This window comes from Thiogranum longum (genome assembly GCF_004339085.1).
GTDB lineage: Bacteria > Pseudomonadota > Gammaproteobacteria > DSM-19610 > DSM-19610 > Thiogranum > Thiogranum longum.
Window position 1 is genome coordinate 1,349,112 of sequence record NZ_SMFX01000001.1, and the last position, 15,802, is coordinate 1,364,913.

The 15,802-nt window shown below is 56.8% G+C and carries 14 protein-coding genes and 3 tRNA genes; 14 read left to right on the top strand and 3 right to left on the bottom strand.

The window, feature by feature from the left end:
• The first annotated feature begins 1 nt into the window (after position 1).
• Entirely contained in the window at positions 2–985 is a 984-nt protein-coding gene (locus DFR30_RS06790; RefSeq protein WP_132971941.1) for a Wzz/FepE/Etk N-terminal domain-containing protein, read from the top strand.
• Here DFR30_RS06790 and DFR30_RS14280 read toward each other — a convergent pair whose 3' ends face one another.
• The 3 genes from DFR30_RS14280 to DFR30_RS06800 form a co-directional block, all read right to left on the bottom strand.
• Complete coding sequence (locus tag DFR30_RS14280) at positions 986–1,330, bottom strand: hypothetical protein (protein WP_207891833.1); 345 nt, start codon at positions 1,328–1,330, stop codon at positions 986–988. It abuts the gene before it with no gap.
• A 173-nt stretch (positions 1,331–1,503) separates the two neighbouring features.
• Positions 1,504–1,579 (bottom strand) — tRNA-Asn (locus DFR30_RS06795).
• A gap of 67 nt (positions 1,580–1,646) precedes the next feature.
• Positions 1,647–2,873, bottom strand: a complete 1,227-nt coding sequence (locus tag DFR30_RS06800) for a pyridoxal phosphate-dependent aminotransferase (RefSeq protein WP_132971942.1) — start codon at positions 2,871–2,873, stop codon at positions 1,647–1,649.
• A gap of 62 nt (positions 2,874–2,935) precedes the next feature.
• Between DFR30_RS06800 and uvrB the strand changes: the two genes are divergently transcribed.
• From uvrB to dbpA, 13 genes are all read left to right on the top strand, one after another.
• The gene (uvrB, locus tag DFR30_RS06805; RefSeq protein ID WP_243640757.1) at positions 2,936–4,924 is read left to right on the top strand and encodes an excinuclease ABC subunit UvrB; all 1,989 of its coding nucleotides are present in this window, start codon (positions 2,936–2,938) and stop codon (positions 4,922–4,924) included.
• A 79-nt stretch (positions 4,925–5,003) separates the two neighbouring features.
• Positions 5,004–5,080 (top strand) — tRNA-Val (locus DFR30_RS06810).
• Between the two features lie 136 nt (positions 5,081–5,216).
• Entirely contained in the window at positions 5,217–6,806 is a 1,590-nt protein-coding gene (locus tag DFR30_RS06815) for a cation:proton antiporter family protein (protein WP_132971944.1), read from the top strand.
• 155 nt (positions 6,807–6,961) lie between these two features.
• The gene (gene thrS / locus DFR30_RS06820) at positions 6,962–8,893 is read left to right on the top strand and encodes a threonine--tRNA ligase (RefSeq protein ID WP_132971945.1); all 1,932 of its coding nucleotides are present in this window, start codon (positions 6,962–6,964) and stop codon (positions 8,891–8,893) included.
• A gap of 21 nt (positions 8,894–8,914) precedes the next feature.
• Positions 8,915–9,421 (top strand): translation initiation factor IF-3, encoded by a 507-nt coding sequence (gene infC, locus DFR30_RS06825; RefSeq protein WP_481557201.1) that lies wholly within the window; start codon positions 8,915–8,917, stop codon positions 9,419–9,421.
• A 127-nt stretch (positions 9,422–9,548) separates the two neighbouring features.
• The gene (gene rpmI / locus DFR30_RS06830; protein WP_132971947.1) at positions 9,549–9,746 is read left to right on the top strand and encodes a 50S ribosomal protein L35; all 198 of its coding nucleotides are present in this window, start codon (positions 9,549–9,551) and stop codon (positions 9,744–9,746) included.
• Between the two features lie 16 nt (positions 9,747–9,762).
• Positions 9,763–10,122, top strand: a complete 360-nt coding sequence (rplT, locus tag DFR30_RS06835; protein WP_132971948.1) for a 50S ribosomal protein L20 — start codon at positions 9,763–9,765, stop codon at positions 10,120–10,122.
• A 98-nt stretch (positions 10,123–10,220) separates the two neighbouring features.
• On the top strand, positions 10,221–11,240 hold the full coding sequence (gene pheS, locus DFR30_RS06840; RefSeq protein WP_132971949.1) for a phenylalanine--tRNA ligase subunit alpha: 1,020 nt from the start codon (positions 10,221–10,223) through the stop codon (positions 11,238–11,240).
• An 18-nt stretch (positions 11,241–11,258) separates the two neighbouring features.
• The gene (gene pheT, locus DFR30_RS06845) at positions 11,259–13,628 is read left to right on the top strand and encodes a phenylalanine--tRNA ligase subunit beta (protein ID WP_132971950.1); all 2,370 of its coding nucleotides are present in this window, start codon (positions 11,259–11,261) and stop codon (positions 13,626–13,628) included.
• Positions 13,629–13,632: 4 nt separating this feature from the next.
• A complete protein-coding gene (gene ihfA / locus DFR30_RS06850; RefSeq protein WP_132971951.1) occupies positions 13,633–13,935 on the top strand; it encodes an integration host factor subunit alpha in 303 nt (100 codons plus the stop codon).
• On the top strand, positions 13,913–14,269 hold the full coding sequence (locus DFR30_RS06855) for a MerR family transcriptional regulator (protein ID WP_132971952.1): 357 nt from the start codon (positions 13,913–13,915) through the stop codon (positions 14,267–14,269). Before ihfA ends, DFR30_RS06855 begins: the two co-directional genes overlap by 23 nt.
• Positions 14,270–14,296: 27 nt before the next feature.
• Positions 14,297–14,373: transfer RNA gene (locus tag DFR30_RS06860), tRNA-Pro, on the top strand.
• A 21-nt stretch (positions 14,374–14,394) separates the two neighbouring features.
• Entirely contained in the window at positions 14,395–15,780 is a 1,386-nt protein-coding gene (dbpA, locus tag DFR30_RS06865; RefSeq protein WP_132971953.1) for an ATP-dependent RNA helicase DbpA, read from the top strand.
• Positions 15,781–15,802 lie beyond the last annotated feature (22 nt).

The following is a 15,802-nucleotide window of genomic DNA, read 5'->3' on the forward strand; positions in this document are numbered from 1 at the left end:
CATGTACGCCAGAGACAAACTGTTACGCGATAAACGCAAGGGGGCAGGGCATCAATTACCCGGCATTGCACGTGTTCCTGTGTCGGGCGACAGAGCAGAGACCTACGCTGATGAAGGGGAGATAAGTCTCTACGACCTCTGGCAGGTTGTCAGCAAGTACCGGATGCTGGTACTTGGCATTGCCATGTCGGCCATTGTGCTGGCGATGCTGGCATCGTGGCTGAAAACACCCCTGTATCGCGCCGAGGTATTACTGGCACCGGTCACAGAACAGGATGGAGGGAGCCGGTACCTGCAACCCTTCAAGGAGTTTGGCGGCATTGCCGCGCTGGCGGGCGTTAACCTGAACCGGGGTGACAAAAAGAGCGAGTCAATCGCAACACTGAAATCGCGCAAATTCAACGAGCAGTTCATCCAGGACAACAAGCTGGACCGAATCCTGTTTTCTGACCGGTGGGATGAAAAGAGCGAGCGCTGGGATGTTTCGGACAAGAAGGATGAGCCGACATTGTGGGACAGCTATGAAAAATTCAACAAACAGGTCCGTACAGTTCGCGAAGACCGGAATACCGGCCTGGTGACCTTGTCGATTGAATGGAACGATCCCGAGATCGCTGCGCAGTGGGCCAATGCGCTGGTGTCCAGCATTAACCAGACCCTGCGTCAGCAGACCGTTGAAACATCAAGGCAGGCGATCGCCTATCTTCAGGAACAGCTGGGTAAAACCAGTGTGGTCGAGTTGCAGCAGGTACTGCACCAGTTGATCGAGTCTGAAATGAAGAAAATCATTTTCGCCAACATCAATGAAGCTTATGCCTTCAAGGTCATCGATCCGGCCACAGCGCCAGAGGAGCCATTTAACGTCCGGCTAGTGATGACCCTCGTGCTGTCAGCGATTTTCGGATTAATATTCGGTATTGTCGTGGCGCTGGTCGTAAACGCCATTCGGGGTGAGCGCAATGCAGCAGGCGCCAGCGCTGACTGATCAGTGTCCCGGGGTGGAACTCCCGCCACCGGAGCCAGAACCACCGCCACCGCCCAGTGCCGCCAGTGCTCCGGCTACCAGCGCGCCAATACCTACTGCGACCCCGTAACCACCGGATTTGGCCTTTTTCGGTTCTTCCTTACTGGCCTGTTTGGGCGGTGCCGGTTCCGGAGGTTTTGCAGGCGCAGGTGGTGGTTTGATCTCGACCTCGACCGGGGCGCTGTCGATTTCGATCTGGATCGCTTCCTGTGCAAAAACGGGGTTGTTAAGGAAAAGTGCCCAGATGACAAACTGGAATACGGGGTTTTTGGTCACGTTATCATGCTCCCTGGCTGGCCTGCTCATGGCGGTTTGCCTGACTTGCGGCCAGAATCGTAAATGAACGAAGCGAAGTCAAGTTTTATTTGCTGAGTAAGGCTCCGGATTCAGTGCGTTACTGAAAATGGAACGTGAAGTATTCCTGGGTAAGTTGCAATAAAAAAGGCCAGTGAAGAGATTCACTGGCCTTTTTCTGTAGATGGCTCCCCGGGACAGGCTCGAACTGCCGACCTAGTGATTAACAGTCACCCGCTCTACCAACTGAGCTACCGGGGAATCGCGTTTCGCGAAGCCGGGGATGATACGGAACTGCCCCCGGCCGGTCAACCGGATAGCATTAGCGTCAAAGAACGCCGGCGATACGTCCCAGCGCGTCTTTCAGGGTGTCCATGCCGGTGGCGAAGGACAGGCGCAGGTAGCCGGGAGCACCGAAGGCAGAGCCGGGCACCAGCGCTACGCCGGCTTCATTCAGCAGATGCTCGGCCAGTTCGGCATCATCGTTGATACCGTCCAGCTGTTCGATAACGGAGCTGAAATCCGGAAAGGCGTAAAAGGTGCCATCGGCTTCGGCGCAGCGCACGCCATCCAGCGCGTTGAGCGCGGCGACTACATAATCATGGCGTTCATGAAAGGCCGCCAGCATGGGTGCAATACAGGACTGGTCGCCGTCCAGTGCTTCCACGGCGGCCGCCTGTGACACGGCGGCGGGGTTCGAAGTGCTTTGTGACTGGATTTTTTTCATCGCCTGGATCAGCGGCTTTGGTCCGCCGGCATAGCCAATGCGCCAGCCGGTCATGGCGTAGGCCTTGGAAACCCCGTTCAGCACAATACTGCGTGGAACCAGTTCTTCCGCTACATTGACGATGTTTACGAACGGTTCATCCGACCACAGGATGTGTTCGTACATATCATCAGTGGCCACCAGGATCTGCGGGTTTCTCAACAGCACTGCCGCCAGTGCTTCCAGCTCGGCGCGGCTGTAGGCGACGCCGGTGGGGTTGGAAGGACTGTTGATGACAAACAGCCGTGTCCTGGGTGAAATGGCGGCTTCCAGCTGCTCCGGCGTGATCTTGAAGCGTTGCTCCAGTCCGGCACGCACGATGACCGGTTCGCCGTCAGCCAGCCGCACCATGTCCGGGTAGGATACCCAGTAGGGTGCCGGAATGATGACCTCGTCACCCGGGTTGAGCAGCGCCTGGCACAGGTTGTAGAAGCTCTGCTTGCCACCGCACGACACCAGAATCTCGTCGGGTTGGCAGGTTAATCCGTTATCGCGCCTAAACTTGTTTATAATGGCGCTTTTGAGTTCTGCTGTGCCGTCCACCGCCGTGTAACGGGTGGCGCCATTGCGGATCGCCTGGATGGCGGCTTCCTTGATGTGATCCGGGGTGTCGAAATCCGGCTCGCCGGCCCCAAGGCCGATAATGTCCTTGCCCGCGGCGCGTAGCTCAGCGGCACGTGCGGTGACGGCGAGGGTCGGTGAGGGCTTAACCCGTTGCACACGTTGTGACAGGGTGATGTCATTCACTCCGGCGATCCTTTTGATAATGGCTGCATGATGGCGGCCCATGATACTGAAACCCGACGCATTACTTAATCCCTGTGAGCAAAGAATTTCATCTGGTAACAGACATGACCCCGGCCGGCGACCAGCCGGAGGCGATCGCTGGCCTGGTCGAAGGACTGAACGATGGTCTTGCCCACCAGACGCTGCTTGGCGTCACCGGCTCTGGCAAGACCTTCACCATCGCCAATGTTATGCAGCAGGTGCAGCGCCCGACGTTGATCCTGGCGCCGAACAAGACGCTGGCGGCGCAGCTGTACGGCGAGATGAAGACCTTCTTCCCGCATAATGCCGTGGAGTATTTCGTGTCCTATTACGATTACTACCAGCCGGAAGCCTATGTGCCGTCGTCTGACACCTTTATCGAGAAGGATGCGTCGGTCAATGACCATATCGAGCAAATGCGCCTGTCAGCGACCAAGGCGCTGCTGGAGCGGCGTGACACGGTGCTGGTGGCCACGGTATCGGCCATCTACGGCCTCGGTGACCCCCGTTCCTACCTGAGTATGGTGCTGCACCTGGACCGGGGCGACCGTATCGACCAGCGCAAGCTGCTGCGGCGCCTGGCGGAGCTCCAGTACACCCGCAACGATGTCGAACTGTCGCGTGCCACTTACCGGGTGCGTGGCGAGGTTATTGATGTTCACCCGGCGGAATCCGATGCCGAGGCCGTGCGTATCGAACTGTTCGATGACGAAATCGAGAACTTATCCTGTTTCGACCCGCTCACCGGCGAGGTGCTGCGCCGCGTACCGCGTCTGACCATTTATCCAAAGAGTCACTATGTCACCCCGCGCCAGACCCTGCTGGACTGCATCGATGATATCAAGGAAGAACTGGCCGAACGGCTGGAGCACTTGCGTAATCATGACAAGCTGGTCGAGGCACAGCGGCTGGAGCAGCGCGTTCGCTTCGATATCGAAATGATGATCGAGCTGGGCTACTGCTCCGGCATCGAGAACTATTCCCGCTATCTGTCCGGTCGCAAGGCCGGCGAGCCGCCGCCGACCCTGCTGGAATACCTGCCGGACGATGCACTGGTTGTGGTGGATGAATCACACGTCACCATTCCCCAGCTGGGCGGCATGTACAAGGGGGATCGCTCGCGCAAGGAAACGCTGGTCGAATACGGTTTCCGCCTGCCTTCCGCGCTGGATAACCGTCCGTTGCGCTTCGATGAATACGAGCGCCTGATACCGCAGTCGATTTTTGTGTCTGCAACACCCGGCAAATACGAGGCGGAACACGCAGGGCGAGTGGTCGAGCAGGTAGTAAGGCCAACCGGTCTGCTGGACCCGGAGATCGAAGTCCGGCCAGCCGGCACGCAGGTCGATGATGTGCTGTCGGAAATCCGCAAACGGGCCGCAGTCAATGAGCGCGTACTGATTACCACCCTGACCAAGCGCATGGCGGAAGACCTGACCGAATACCTGAGCGAACACGATGTGCGGGTTCGCTACCTGCATTCCGATATCGAAACTGTGGAACGCGTGGAAATTATTCGTGACCTGCGTCTCGGTGAGTTCGATGTGCTGGTCGGCATCAACCTGCTGCGCGAGGGCCTGGATATGCCCGAGGTATCGCTGGTCGCCATCCTCGACGCCGACAAGGAAGGTTTCCTGCGCTCAGACCGTTCACTGATCCAGACCATGGGACGTGCAGCACGTAACGTGCGTGGCAAGGCTATTTTGTACGCCGACAAGATGACCGGTTCCATGGAACGCGCCATCGGTGAAACCGAACGCCGCCGTGCCAAACAGGTAGCTTACAACGAGGAACATGGCATTACCCCCGTGACCATCCAGAAAGCCGTTGCCGACATTATGGAAGGCGCCTATGCCTCCGGTGCGGGTGGTGCGAAGAAGTTTGCTGCGATTGCCGAGGAAGTGGCTGAATATGCCAGCCTGTCGCCCGACAAGCTGGCGAAAGAAGTCAAAAAGCTGGAAAAACAGATGCACCAGCATGCGCAGGACCTTGAATTCGAGGAGGCGGCGAAGCTCCGTGACCGCATTCGCATCATCCAGGAGCGCAACCTCGGGCTGATGGAAGGGGTATGAGAGATAACCCTCGGGGAACCTGATTAACCCGTCATTGACATGCCTGCCGGGCCACCTATAATGCCCGTTTTACGACTTCAGGCGCGTAGCTCAGTTGGTTAGAGCACCACCTTGACATGGTGGGGGTCGTTGGTTCGAATCCAATCGCGCCTACCAAATTCCGGAAATCAGGCCGCCTTCGGGTGGCCTTTTTTATGCCGGTAACGCCTTGCGAACCGGTGCAGAGCATCGACGAGCATTTCCCGGTGCGTTAACCTTGGCCCGGACAAGCTTGAGTTAACCAGGATGACCTGTGCAGCCAGACTTCATCGCTATTGGTATCGCTTTTGTATTGGGCCTGGGTGCGCGGCTGGTGGGTCTGCCGCCGCTGGTCGGTTACCTGATTACCGGGTTTATCCTGTACGCCATCGGTTTCCGCATCACACCCACGCTGGAAGAATTTTCTGACATCGGCGTAACGCTGTTGTTGTTCAGTATCGGGCTCAAGCTCCGCCTTGGCAGCCTGCTTATGCCGCAGATCTGGGCCGTGGCTTCCCTGCATATGCTGATCACTGTAGCAGTGACGGCAATCTTTATAGCCATCATGGGTGGCATCAGCGTGTCGCTGTTCACCGGTCTGGATCCGTCAGCGATCGCCCTGATTGCGTTTGCGTTGAGCTTCTCCAGCACCGTGTTTGCCGTCAAGGTACTGGAAGAAAAGGGCGAGATGAGTTCGCTGTATGGCCGCATTTCCATTGGTATCCTTATTGTTCAGGATATCGTTGCGGTGATTTTTCTGGCGGTATCTGCCGGCAAGGTTCCTTCTGTGTGGGCGCTGGGTCTTTTACTGCTGATCCCGCTAAGACCGCTCTTGCATAAATTGCTGGAATTTTCCGGACGCGGTGAGTTGCAAATACTGTTCGGCCTGGTGCTGGCGCTGGGTGGAGCGCATTTGTTTGAACTGGTCAGCGTTAAAGGCGATCTTGGTGCGTTGATTCTGGGTGTCATGCTCGCGAGCCATTCCCGCGCTTCCGAGCTGGCGCGCCAGCTACTGGGATTCAAGGATCTTTTCCTGGTCGGGTTTTTTCTGTCCATCGGTTTGTCCGGCCCGCTCAGCCGGGAAGCGCTTGTCACAGGTGTCGTGTTGTTGTTGCTCGTGCCATTTAAAACGCTGCTGTTTTTCGGTCTGTTGAGTCGATTCCGCCTGCGTGTTCGAACCGCGCTGCTGGCCTCGTTGAGTCTGGCCAATTACAGCGAATTCGGATTGATCGTGGCGGCTATCTGTGTCACTAACGGCTGGCTTGGTGGTGAATGGCTTATCGCCATCGCTATTGCACTGTCGCTGTCGTTTATCGGGGCAGCCAGCCTGAACCGGGTGTCTTATGCCTTATATTCAGCCATGCGAATGCCGTTGTCCCGGTTTGAAACAAAAGAACGTATTACCGAGGAAGAGTCGATCGATCCGGGTGAGGTGAACGTCGTGGTGTTCGGCATGGGGCGTGTCGGAAGCGGCACCTATGACGCTATCCGCCAACGACTGGGCGAGCAAGTGCTCGGCGTGGATGTGGACAAGGATACCGTCGACAAGCTTAAAGCCAGTGGCCGAAATGTGATCCGCGGCAGTGCGACTGACCCGGAGTTCTGGGACCGTATCAACCTGGACTTTGACCGGGTCAGCCTGATTCTGCTGGCCATGCCCAATACGCAGGAAAACCTGTTTGCTGCCAGACAGCTCGCGCAAGCCGGTTACAAAGGCAAGGTGGCCGCTGTTGCCAAGTACGCAGACGAAGTCGAGAAACTGAAGCAGGCCGGTGTAGATGCCGCCTTCAACCTGTATGCAGAGGCCGGCGCAGGTTTTGCCGAACACGTCTGTAAAGCGCTGCTCCCGGAAGCGGACAAGTGAATGTTGAGCCCGGGACGCCGATTGCGAAGGTGTTAACGGCAGTGTAGTATCCGCGTTCCCGTATCGTCCGGAACCGCAAGGGTTTCGGCCGATGGCGCGAATTTAAATTTTATACAAGTGGCCTCTCGTACCGGCCACCACTGGAGAAGCAGAGCATGCCCGTAGTCACCCTCCCCGATGGAAGTCAGCGCAGTTTTGATCACCCTGTCACCGTCGCTGAAGTCGCAGCCGACATTGGCCCGGGTCTGGCCAGGGCCGCGCTGGCCGGCAAGGTCAACGGCGAGCTGGTGGATACCAGTTACTGTATCGAGAACGATGCTGACCTCGCTATCGTTACCAACAAGGATGACGATGCGCTGGAACTGGTCCGCCACGATGCCGCGCACATTATGGCGCAGGCGGTGCAGGAGCTGTATCCCGGCACCCAGGTGACTATCGGTCCGGCCATTGAAAACGGTTTCTACTATGACTTTGCACGCGAAGAGCCGTTCACCCCGGAAGACCTGAAGAAAATCGAAAAGCGCATGAGTGAAATCGTCAAGCGTAACCTGCCGATCGAGCGTGAAGTGTGGACACGCGAACAGGCGATCAAAACCTTCAGCGAGCTGGGTGAGACCTACAAGGTCGAAATCATCGAGGACATTATCCCGGAAGGCGAGGAGTTATCCATCTACCGCCAGGGTGAATGGTTCGATGTGTGTCGTGGTCCGCATTTGCCCAGCACCGCCAAACTGCCAAAAGCTTTCAAGCTGATGAGCGTGGCCGGCGCCTACTGGCGTGGCGATTCCAACAACCCCATGTTGCAACGCATCTATGGAACGGCGTGGCGCAACAAGGACGAACTCAAGGCCTACCTGCACCGGCTGGAAGAAGCCGAGAAGCGCGACCATCGCAAGCTCGGCAAGACCATGAACCTGTTCCATACCCAGGAAGAAGCGCCGGGTATGGTGTTCTGGCACGACAAGGGCTGGCGCATTTACCTGATGGTTCAGGAGTACATTCGCGACAAGTTACGCGATCATGATTACCAGGAAGTGCATACACCCACGATCATCGACCGTAGTCTGTGGGAGAAGTCCGGCCACTGGGAGAAATTCCAGGATGACATGTTCATCACCGAATCGGAGAAGCGCACCTTTGCGATCAAGCCGATGAACTGTCCCGCGCATATCCAGATCTATAACCAGGGCCTGAAAAGCTATCGCGATTTACCCTTGCGGCTGGCCGAGTTCGGTTCCTGCCACCGTAACGAACCGTCCGGCACACTGCACGGGCTGATGCGCGTGCGCGGTTTCGTGCAGGACGACGCGCACATCTTTTGTACCGAAGCGCAGGTGCTCAATGAAGTGTCGGCGTTTATCGACCTGCTGTTCGAGGTCTACCGTGATTTCGGTTTCGAGGATGTCATCATCAAGTTCTCCACGCGCCCGGATAAACGTGTCGGTGCCGACGCGTTGTGGGACAAGGCCGAGAAATCGCTGCAAGATGCGCTCGAGCATAAAAAACTCGACTGGGAACTGCAGCCGGGTGAGGGCGCCTTCTATGGCCCCAAGATCGAATTCTCGTTGAAGGACTGCCTGGACCGTGTCTGGCAGCTGGGCACCATCCAGCTCGATTTCTCCATGCCGGACCGGCTCGGTGCCACCTATATCGCCGAGGACGGCAGCAAGCATGTGCCGGTGATGCTGCACCGTGCTATCCTCGGTTCGCTGGAGCGATTCATCGGCATTTTGATCGAACATTACGCCGGTGCACTGCCGCTGTGGCTGGCCCCGATTCAGGCCGTGGTGATGAATATCACCGACAATCAGGCCGAATATGTCAAAAAAGTTGCAGAAACCTTGAAAAATCAGGGAATCAGGGTCAATTCGGACTTGAGAAACGAGAAAATCGGCTTTAAAATCCGCGAGCACACAATTCAGCGCACCCCGTACTTGCTGGTCGTCGGCGACCGGGAAGCTGAATCGAATACTGTGGCCGTGCGCACGCGAAGCGGCAAGGACCTGGGAAGCCTGTCCTTGCAAGCCCTGTCAGAAGGGCTGACCGCTGAAATCGCGAGCCGCGGCCGAAACGTTTTGGAGAACTGAACTATCGCTGCAGCAAACAAACTGAAACACCGGCTCAACCAGAGCATTGATGCAACTGAAGTCCGCCTGGTTGGCGCCGAAGGTGAACAAATCGGCGTCGTTCCACTTGCCGAGGCCCTGGAAAAAGCGGCGGAAGCCAGTCTTGATCTGGTCGAGATCTCACCACAGGCAGAACCGCCTGTCTGCAAGATCATGGATTACGGCAAGTACCGTTTCGATGAGCAGAAGAAACGACAGGCTGCACGCAAGAAGCAGAAGCAGACCCAGGTCAAGGAAATCAAGTTCCGGCCCGGTACCGATATTGGCGATTACAATATCAAGCTGCGTAACCTGACCCGGTTCCTGAATGACGGGGACAAGGTCAAGGTTACCCTGCGCTTTCGCGGCCGCGAGATGGCGCACCAGGAACTGGGGCGTGATTTGCTGAAGCGTGTAGAGGGTGATTTGTCGGAGCTTGCTACGGTAGAGCAGTTTCCGAAAATGGAAGGCCGTCAGATGATTATGGTGATGGCACCAAAGAAGAAGTAAGTAATGGGGACAGGTTTAAACCTGTCCCCATTGATGGTGTTCGACCCGGGTACTCACCGCACCTTGGGGCGACTTTGAGGGGACAGATATTAAATCTGTCCCCCTTTAATTAAGCGGGAGAGATACTATGCCTAAGATGAAAACCAATCGTGGGGCCGCCAAGCGGTTCCGCAAGACCGCCAGTGGCGGTTTCAAGCGTGGCCAGTCGCATCTGCGCCATATCCTCACCAAGAAAAGCAGCAAGCGCAAGCGCCATCTCGGCAGCACCGAACAGGTGCACGAAGCCGATCAGCGTGCCGTTCGCCGCATGTTGCCATTTGTCTAACCGGAGGGGATAAGCCATGCCTAGAGTAAAACGTGGTGTTCAGGCGCGAGCCAAACACAAGAAGGTCCTCGACAAGGCCAAGGGTTATTACGGCGCACGCCGCAAGGTCTACCGTGTCGCCAAACAGGCGGTCATCAAGGCCGGCCAGTACGCCTACCGTGACCGTCGTCAACGCAAGCGTCAGTTCCGTGCATTGTGGATTGCCCGTATCAACGCCGCAGCCCGGGAGAACGGCATGTCCTACAGCCGTTTCATCAACGGACTGAGCAAGGCCGGTATCGAAGTCGACCGCAAGGTGCTTGCCGATCTGGCCGTGTTTGATGCGCCTGCCTTTAGTGCGCTGGCAGAACAAGCGAAAGCCAGCCTCGCAGGTTAGTCCACACGCTGTGTAACAGCAGCGTTAAAACCAAACCCGTTAAAGGGGAAGGCTGGTGAAATGCCAACCTTCCCCTTTTTGTTTTCAGGAGAAGTGATGTGGAGGCGTTAGCCACACTCGAACAACAGGCCCGTGAAGCCATCGATGCCGCCAGTGATCTCAAGGCGCTCGACGAGGTGCGTGTTCAGTACCTGGGTAAAAAAGGGCTGTTGACGGAACAGCTCAAGCAGCTTGGCAAGCTACCGGCCGAGGAACGGCCGCAGGCCGGGCAGGCGATCAATGTCGCCAAGCGGCAGGTGCAGCAGGCCATCGAGGCGCGCAAGGAAGCACTGCAGAATGCTGCACTGGCGGAAGCCCTGGCTTCGGAACGTATCGATGTCACTTTGCCGGGGCGCGGGCAGGGCGCGGGCGGTCTGCACCCGGTCACGCGTACCTTGCAACGTATCGAGCAGCTGTTTTCTTCCATGGGTTTCGAGTCGGTCGAAGGTCCGGAAATCGAGGACGATTATCATAACTTCGAGGCACTGAATATTCCTGCCCATCACCCGGCGCGTGCCATGCACGATACCTTCTATATCGATACGCACCACGTGTTGCGAACACATACCTCGCCGGTACAGATTCGCGTGATGGAAGAACGCAAACCACCGTTCCGCGTGATTGCGCCGGGACGGGTATACCGCTGTGATTCCGACCTGACGCATACGCCCATGTTCCACCAGGTGGAAGGTCTGCTGGTGGATGAAAATGTCAGCTTTGCCGACCTGAAGGGTTTGCTCGACGAATTCCTGAAAGATTTCTTTGAGCGCGATGATCTTGCCGTGCGTTTCCGCCCGTCTTACTTCCCCTTTACCGAGCCTTCGGCGGAAGTCGATATTGAATGTGTGATTTGTTCCGGCAAGGGATGCCGTGTATGCAGTCATACCGGTTGGCTCGAGGTGCTGGGCTGCGGCATGGTGCATCCGAACGTATTCGCCCATGTGGACGTCGACAATGAAGACTGGACCGGGCTCGCCTTCGGGATGGGTGTGGAACGCCTGACCATGCTGAAATACGGTGTCGATGACCTGCGCCTGTTCTTCGAAAACGATCTGCGCTTCCTGCAGCAGTTCCGCTAACCACAAGAGTTACCCGATATGAAATTCAGTGAAGCCTGGTTACGTGAATGGGTCAACCCGGATCTCGAAACCGCACAGCTTGCCGAGCAATTGACCATGGCAGGCCTGGAAGTGGATTCCATCGAACCGGCGGCGGGTGAGTTCAGTGGCGTGGTGGTGGCAGAAGTGTTGTCCGTTGAAGCGCACCCGGATGCCGACAAGCTGCGTGTCTGCCAGGTATCGACAGGCGAGGGCGAGCCGCTGCAGATTGTCTGCGGTGCGCCCAATGTCCGCGCCGCAATGAAAGCACCGCTGGCGACCATCGGTGGCCGCATCGGCGACATGAAAATCAAAAAAGCCAAACTGCGTGGTGTGCCATCGTTCGGCATGCTGTGTTCCGCAAGAGAACTGGGCCTGAGTGAAGACCACGAAGGTCTCATGGACCTGCCGGTGGATGCACCGGTCGGGCAGGACATCCGCGATTACCTTTCGCTGGATGATACCTTGATTGAAATCGATCTGACGCCCAACCGGGGTGACTGTCTTGGTATGGAGGGCGTGGCGCGAGAAGTCGGCGCGTTAACAAAGACCGATGTGACAACTCCGGACATGACGCCCGTAAAGACCGCGATCGAGGATGCGCTGGATGTTTCAGTCAGGGCGCCGGAGGCTTGCCCACGCTACCTGGGGCGGGTGATTCGCGGTATTGACCCGGACGCACAGACACCCTTGTGGATGAAGGAGAAGTTGCGCCGCGGGGGGTTGCGCAGCCTGGGCCCGGTGGTGGATGTTACCAACTACGTGCTGCTGGAACTGGGCCAGCCGATGCATGCCTTCGACCTGGCACAACTGTCCGGCGGAATCGAAGTCCGTTATCCCAAAGCCGGTGAAACCCTGACGCTGCTTGATGAACGCGAGATTGAACCGGCCAGTGACACCCTGCTGATCTGCGATCAGGACAAGCCGCTTGCGCTGGCCGGCATTATGGGAGGAGAACATTCGGGTATCTCGGCAAACACACACGACCTGTTTCTGGAAGTGGCATTCTTTACGCCGGAGAAAATTGCCGGGCACGCACGGCGCTATGGACTGGCAACCGACTCGGCGTTTCGCTTTGAACGAGGTGTCGATGCCGGTTTGCAGTCGCGCGCGATGGAGCGTGCAACTGCACTGTTGCTTGAACTGGTCGGTGGTGAAGCCGGACCGGTTTCGGAAACCGTGTCTGAAGCTCACTTGCCGCAGAAAACACCTGTAACACTGCGTCGCGACCGAATCAGGCGATTGCTTGGCTTCGTGCCGGATGATGCAGAAGTCGAGAATATACTGGCCCGGCTCGGCATTGCTGTTGAATCCGTGGATAGCGGCTGGCTGGCGATCCCGCCGGGATTCCGTTTCGACCTTGCTATCGAGGCTGACCTGATAGAGGAGGTCGGACGTGTGTTCGGTTACAACAACCTGCCCTCGGCCAACAACCGGGGTGATCTCAAACTTCGCCCGGTACCGGAGACGGTCACGCCGCTGGAGCGGGTGAAGGCCATGCTGGTAGATCGCGATTACAGCGAGGTGATCAGCTACAGCTTTGTCGATGCGGATACGCAGTCTGTCATCGTGCCGGGTATCGAAGCCGTGGCGCTGGCCAACCCCATCTCGTCTGAGATGTCCGTCATGCGCACCAGTCTGTGGCCCGGTCTGGCGGGCGTGGTGAAATTCAATATTGCGCGCCAGCAGAGCCGCATCAGAATCTTCGAGTCGGGCCTTAAGTTTATTCAGCAACATAATGAATTAAAACAGGAAAGAGTAATAGCAGGTGCTGTGGTCGGCGACCGTCTTCCGGAGCAGTGGGGCGCAAAACCCGAGCCGTCCGACTTCTTTGACGTTAAAGCCGACCTGCAATGTCTGCTCGATTACGCGGGCGTCGAGGCCCGTTTCGAGGCTGGCGAGCAGCCAGCACTGCACCCCGGCCAGAGTGCTGCCATCTATGTCGAGGAACGCCGGGTGGGCTGGCTTGGCCGTGTACACCCCCAGGTGGCCCAAAAACTGGAAATTCCCGGTAAAACCTTCCTGTTTGAGCTTGAACTGGATGTTGTGCTTAAAGGGCGGGTGCCAAGTTTTGAAAAACTCTCAAGATTTCCGTCAATCCGCCGTGACTTGTCTGTAGTAGTGAGTGCGGAGACATCAGCCGGCGCACTTTGTGACACGATACGGGCGGAAGCGGGGCCATTGCTCCAGGATCTGCGGGTTTTCGATGTCTACGAAGGTAAAGGTATAGAATCCGGGCGAAAAAGCATCGCTTTTGGCTTGATTCTACAGGATTCTTCACGCACACTAACTGACAATGACGTTGACGCGGTTATCACGGTTATTACCGGTCAGCTGGAACAAAAATTCGGGGCAATTTTAAGAGAGTGATCCCATGGCGCTAACGAAAGCCGATATGGCAGAAAAGCTGTTCGAGGATCTGGGGCTCAACAAACGCGAAGCCAAGGAACTGGTTGAAATGTTCTTCGAGGAAATCCGTAGTGCCCTCGAAAATGGCAAGCAGGTTAAGCTCTCCGGATTCGGAAATTTTGACTTGCGTGAAAAGAATCAACGACCAGGCCGTAACCCCAAAACGGGTGAGGAAATTCCGATTTCCGCCCGTCGGGTTGTAACCTTCCGTCCTGGTCAAAAACTCAAAGCACGCGTAGAGGCCTATGCTGGAAGCCAGCAACAATAACGAACTACCCGCGATTCCTGGCAAACGTTACTTCACCATAGGTGAGGTCTCTGAGCTGTGTGGCGTAAAACCGCACGTGCTGCGTTACTGGGAGCAGGAATTTCCTCAACTCAAGCCGGTAAAGCGCCGTGGTAATCGTCGCTATTACCAGCGTCATGACGTCATCATGATTCGTCAGATCCGCAGCTTGCTGTACGAGCAGGGTTTCACCATCGGTGGGGCTCGCCAGCAACTGTCCGGCGACGAGGCGAAGGAAGATGTCAGTCAGCGACAGCAGATCGTGCGCCAGATGCGCATGGAGCTGGAAGAGTTGTTACAGATACTCAAACGCTAGCAGATGCTGTATCATGCAGCGCTCTTTCGGGGCGTAGCGCAGCCTGGTAGCGCACCTGCATGGGGTGCAGGTGGTCGGAGGTTCAAATCCTCTCGCCCCGACCATTTCTCCAAGTAGTACTCTCAATGACGACAATCGCTTTCTCCAGTCTGCAACTGGACCCCGCTTTGGTGGCAAACCTGGATTCCATGGGTTACGAAGCCATGACACCTGTCCAGGCACAAAGTTTGCCGGTTATCCTGCAGGGCAAGGATCTCATTGTCCAGGCCGAGACCGGCAGCGGGAAAACAGCCGCCTTCGGGATCGGTCTCCTTACCCGCCTGAACACACGCCGTGCTTATATACAGGCACTGGTGTTGTGCCCGACCCGGGAACTTGCCGACCAGGTTGGCAAAGAGATTCGTCGCCTGGCAAGCGTGATCCCGAATATCAAATTACTCATGTTGTGCGGTGGTGTGCCCTATGGGCCGCAGTCGGGTTCACTGAAACATGGCGCGCATATTATTGTCGGGACACCGGGACGGGTGTTGAAGCACCTGCGCAAGGGGTCGCTCGACCTGGGCCAGCTTCAGACACTGGTGCTGGATGAGGCAGACCGGATGCTGGATATGGGCTTCTATGATGACATGGCGGAAATCATTTCCGCCACACCGGTGGAACGGCAAACCCTGTTATTTTCCGCGACGTTCCCGGATACGATCAAACAGATCAGCGCATCCATGCAAAAGAACCCCGAGCGAGTCTGTGTAAAGCCAACGCATACGCCAAACAGGATTGAGCAGGTGTTTTACGAAGTGGCTGGCAAGGGCGAGCGTGGCGCTGCGCTGGTGACGTTGCTGGGACATTACAGTCCGGCCTCCTGTGTGGTCTTCTGTAATACGAAACAGCAATGCCAGGAGGTTGCCGACACACTGAGCAGAAAAGGGTTCAGTGCGCTTGCCCTGCATGGCGACCTCGAGCAACGCGAGCGTGACCAGGTGCTGGTGCAGTTCTCCAACAGAAGTTGTTCCATCCTGGTGGCTACCGATGTTGCGGCACGCGGTCTGGACATCAAGGACCTCGAGGTCGTAATCAACTTCGAGTTGAGCCAGGACCCGGAAGTGCATGTTCACCGTATCGGGCGTACCGGTCGTGCGGGCAAATCAGGGTTGGCGCTTGGTCTGTATATTGCTGCAGAGTCTCACCGGGTGAATGCCATTGAGGATTACCAGCAGAGTCCGCTGGAATTTTCGGATATCGGCAGCCTGAAAGTGGATGAAAAGTCGGACCGTCGGCCACCTATGGTCACCCTGTGTATCGACGGGGGACGCAAGAGCAAGGTACGTCCCGGTGATATTCTGGGGGCATTGACCAATGCCTCAGGTATTGCCGGTGACCAGGTTGGCAAGATCGATATTTTCGATCGCCGTTCCTACGTGGCTATCGAGCGAGACAGGGTGGACAAGGCGTTGCAGCAACTTACTTCGGGAAAGATAAAAGGGCGCTATTTCAAGGCCAGCAAGCTCCGCTAGCGGACTGACATTCTGGATGAAA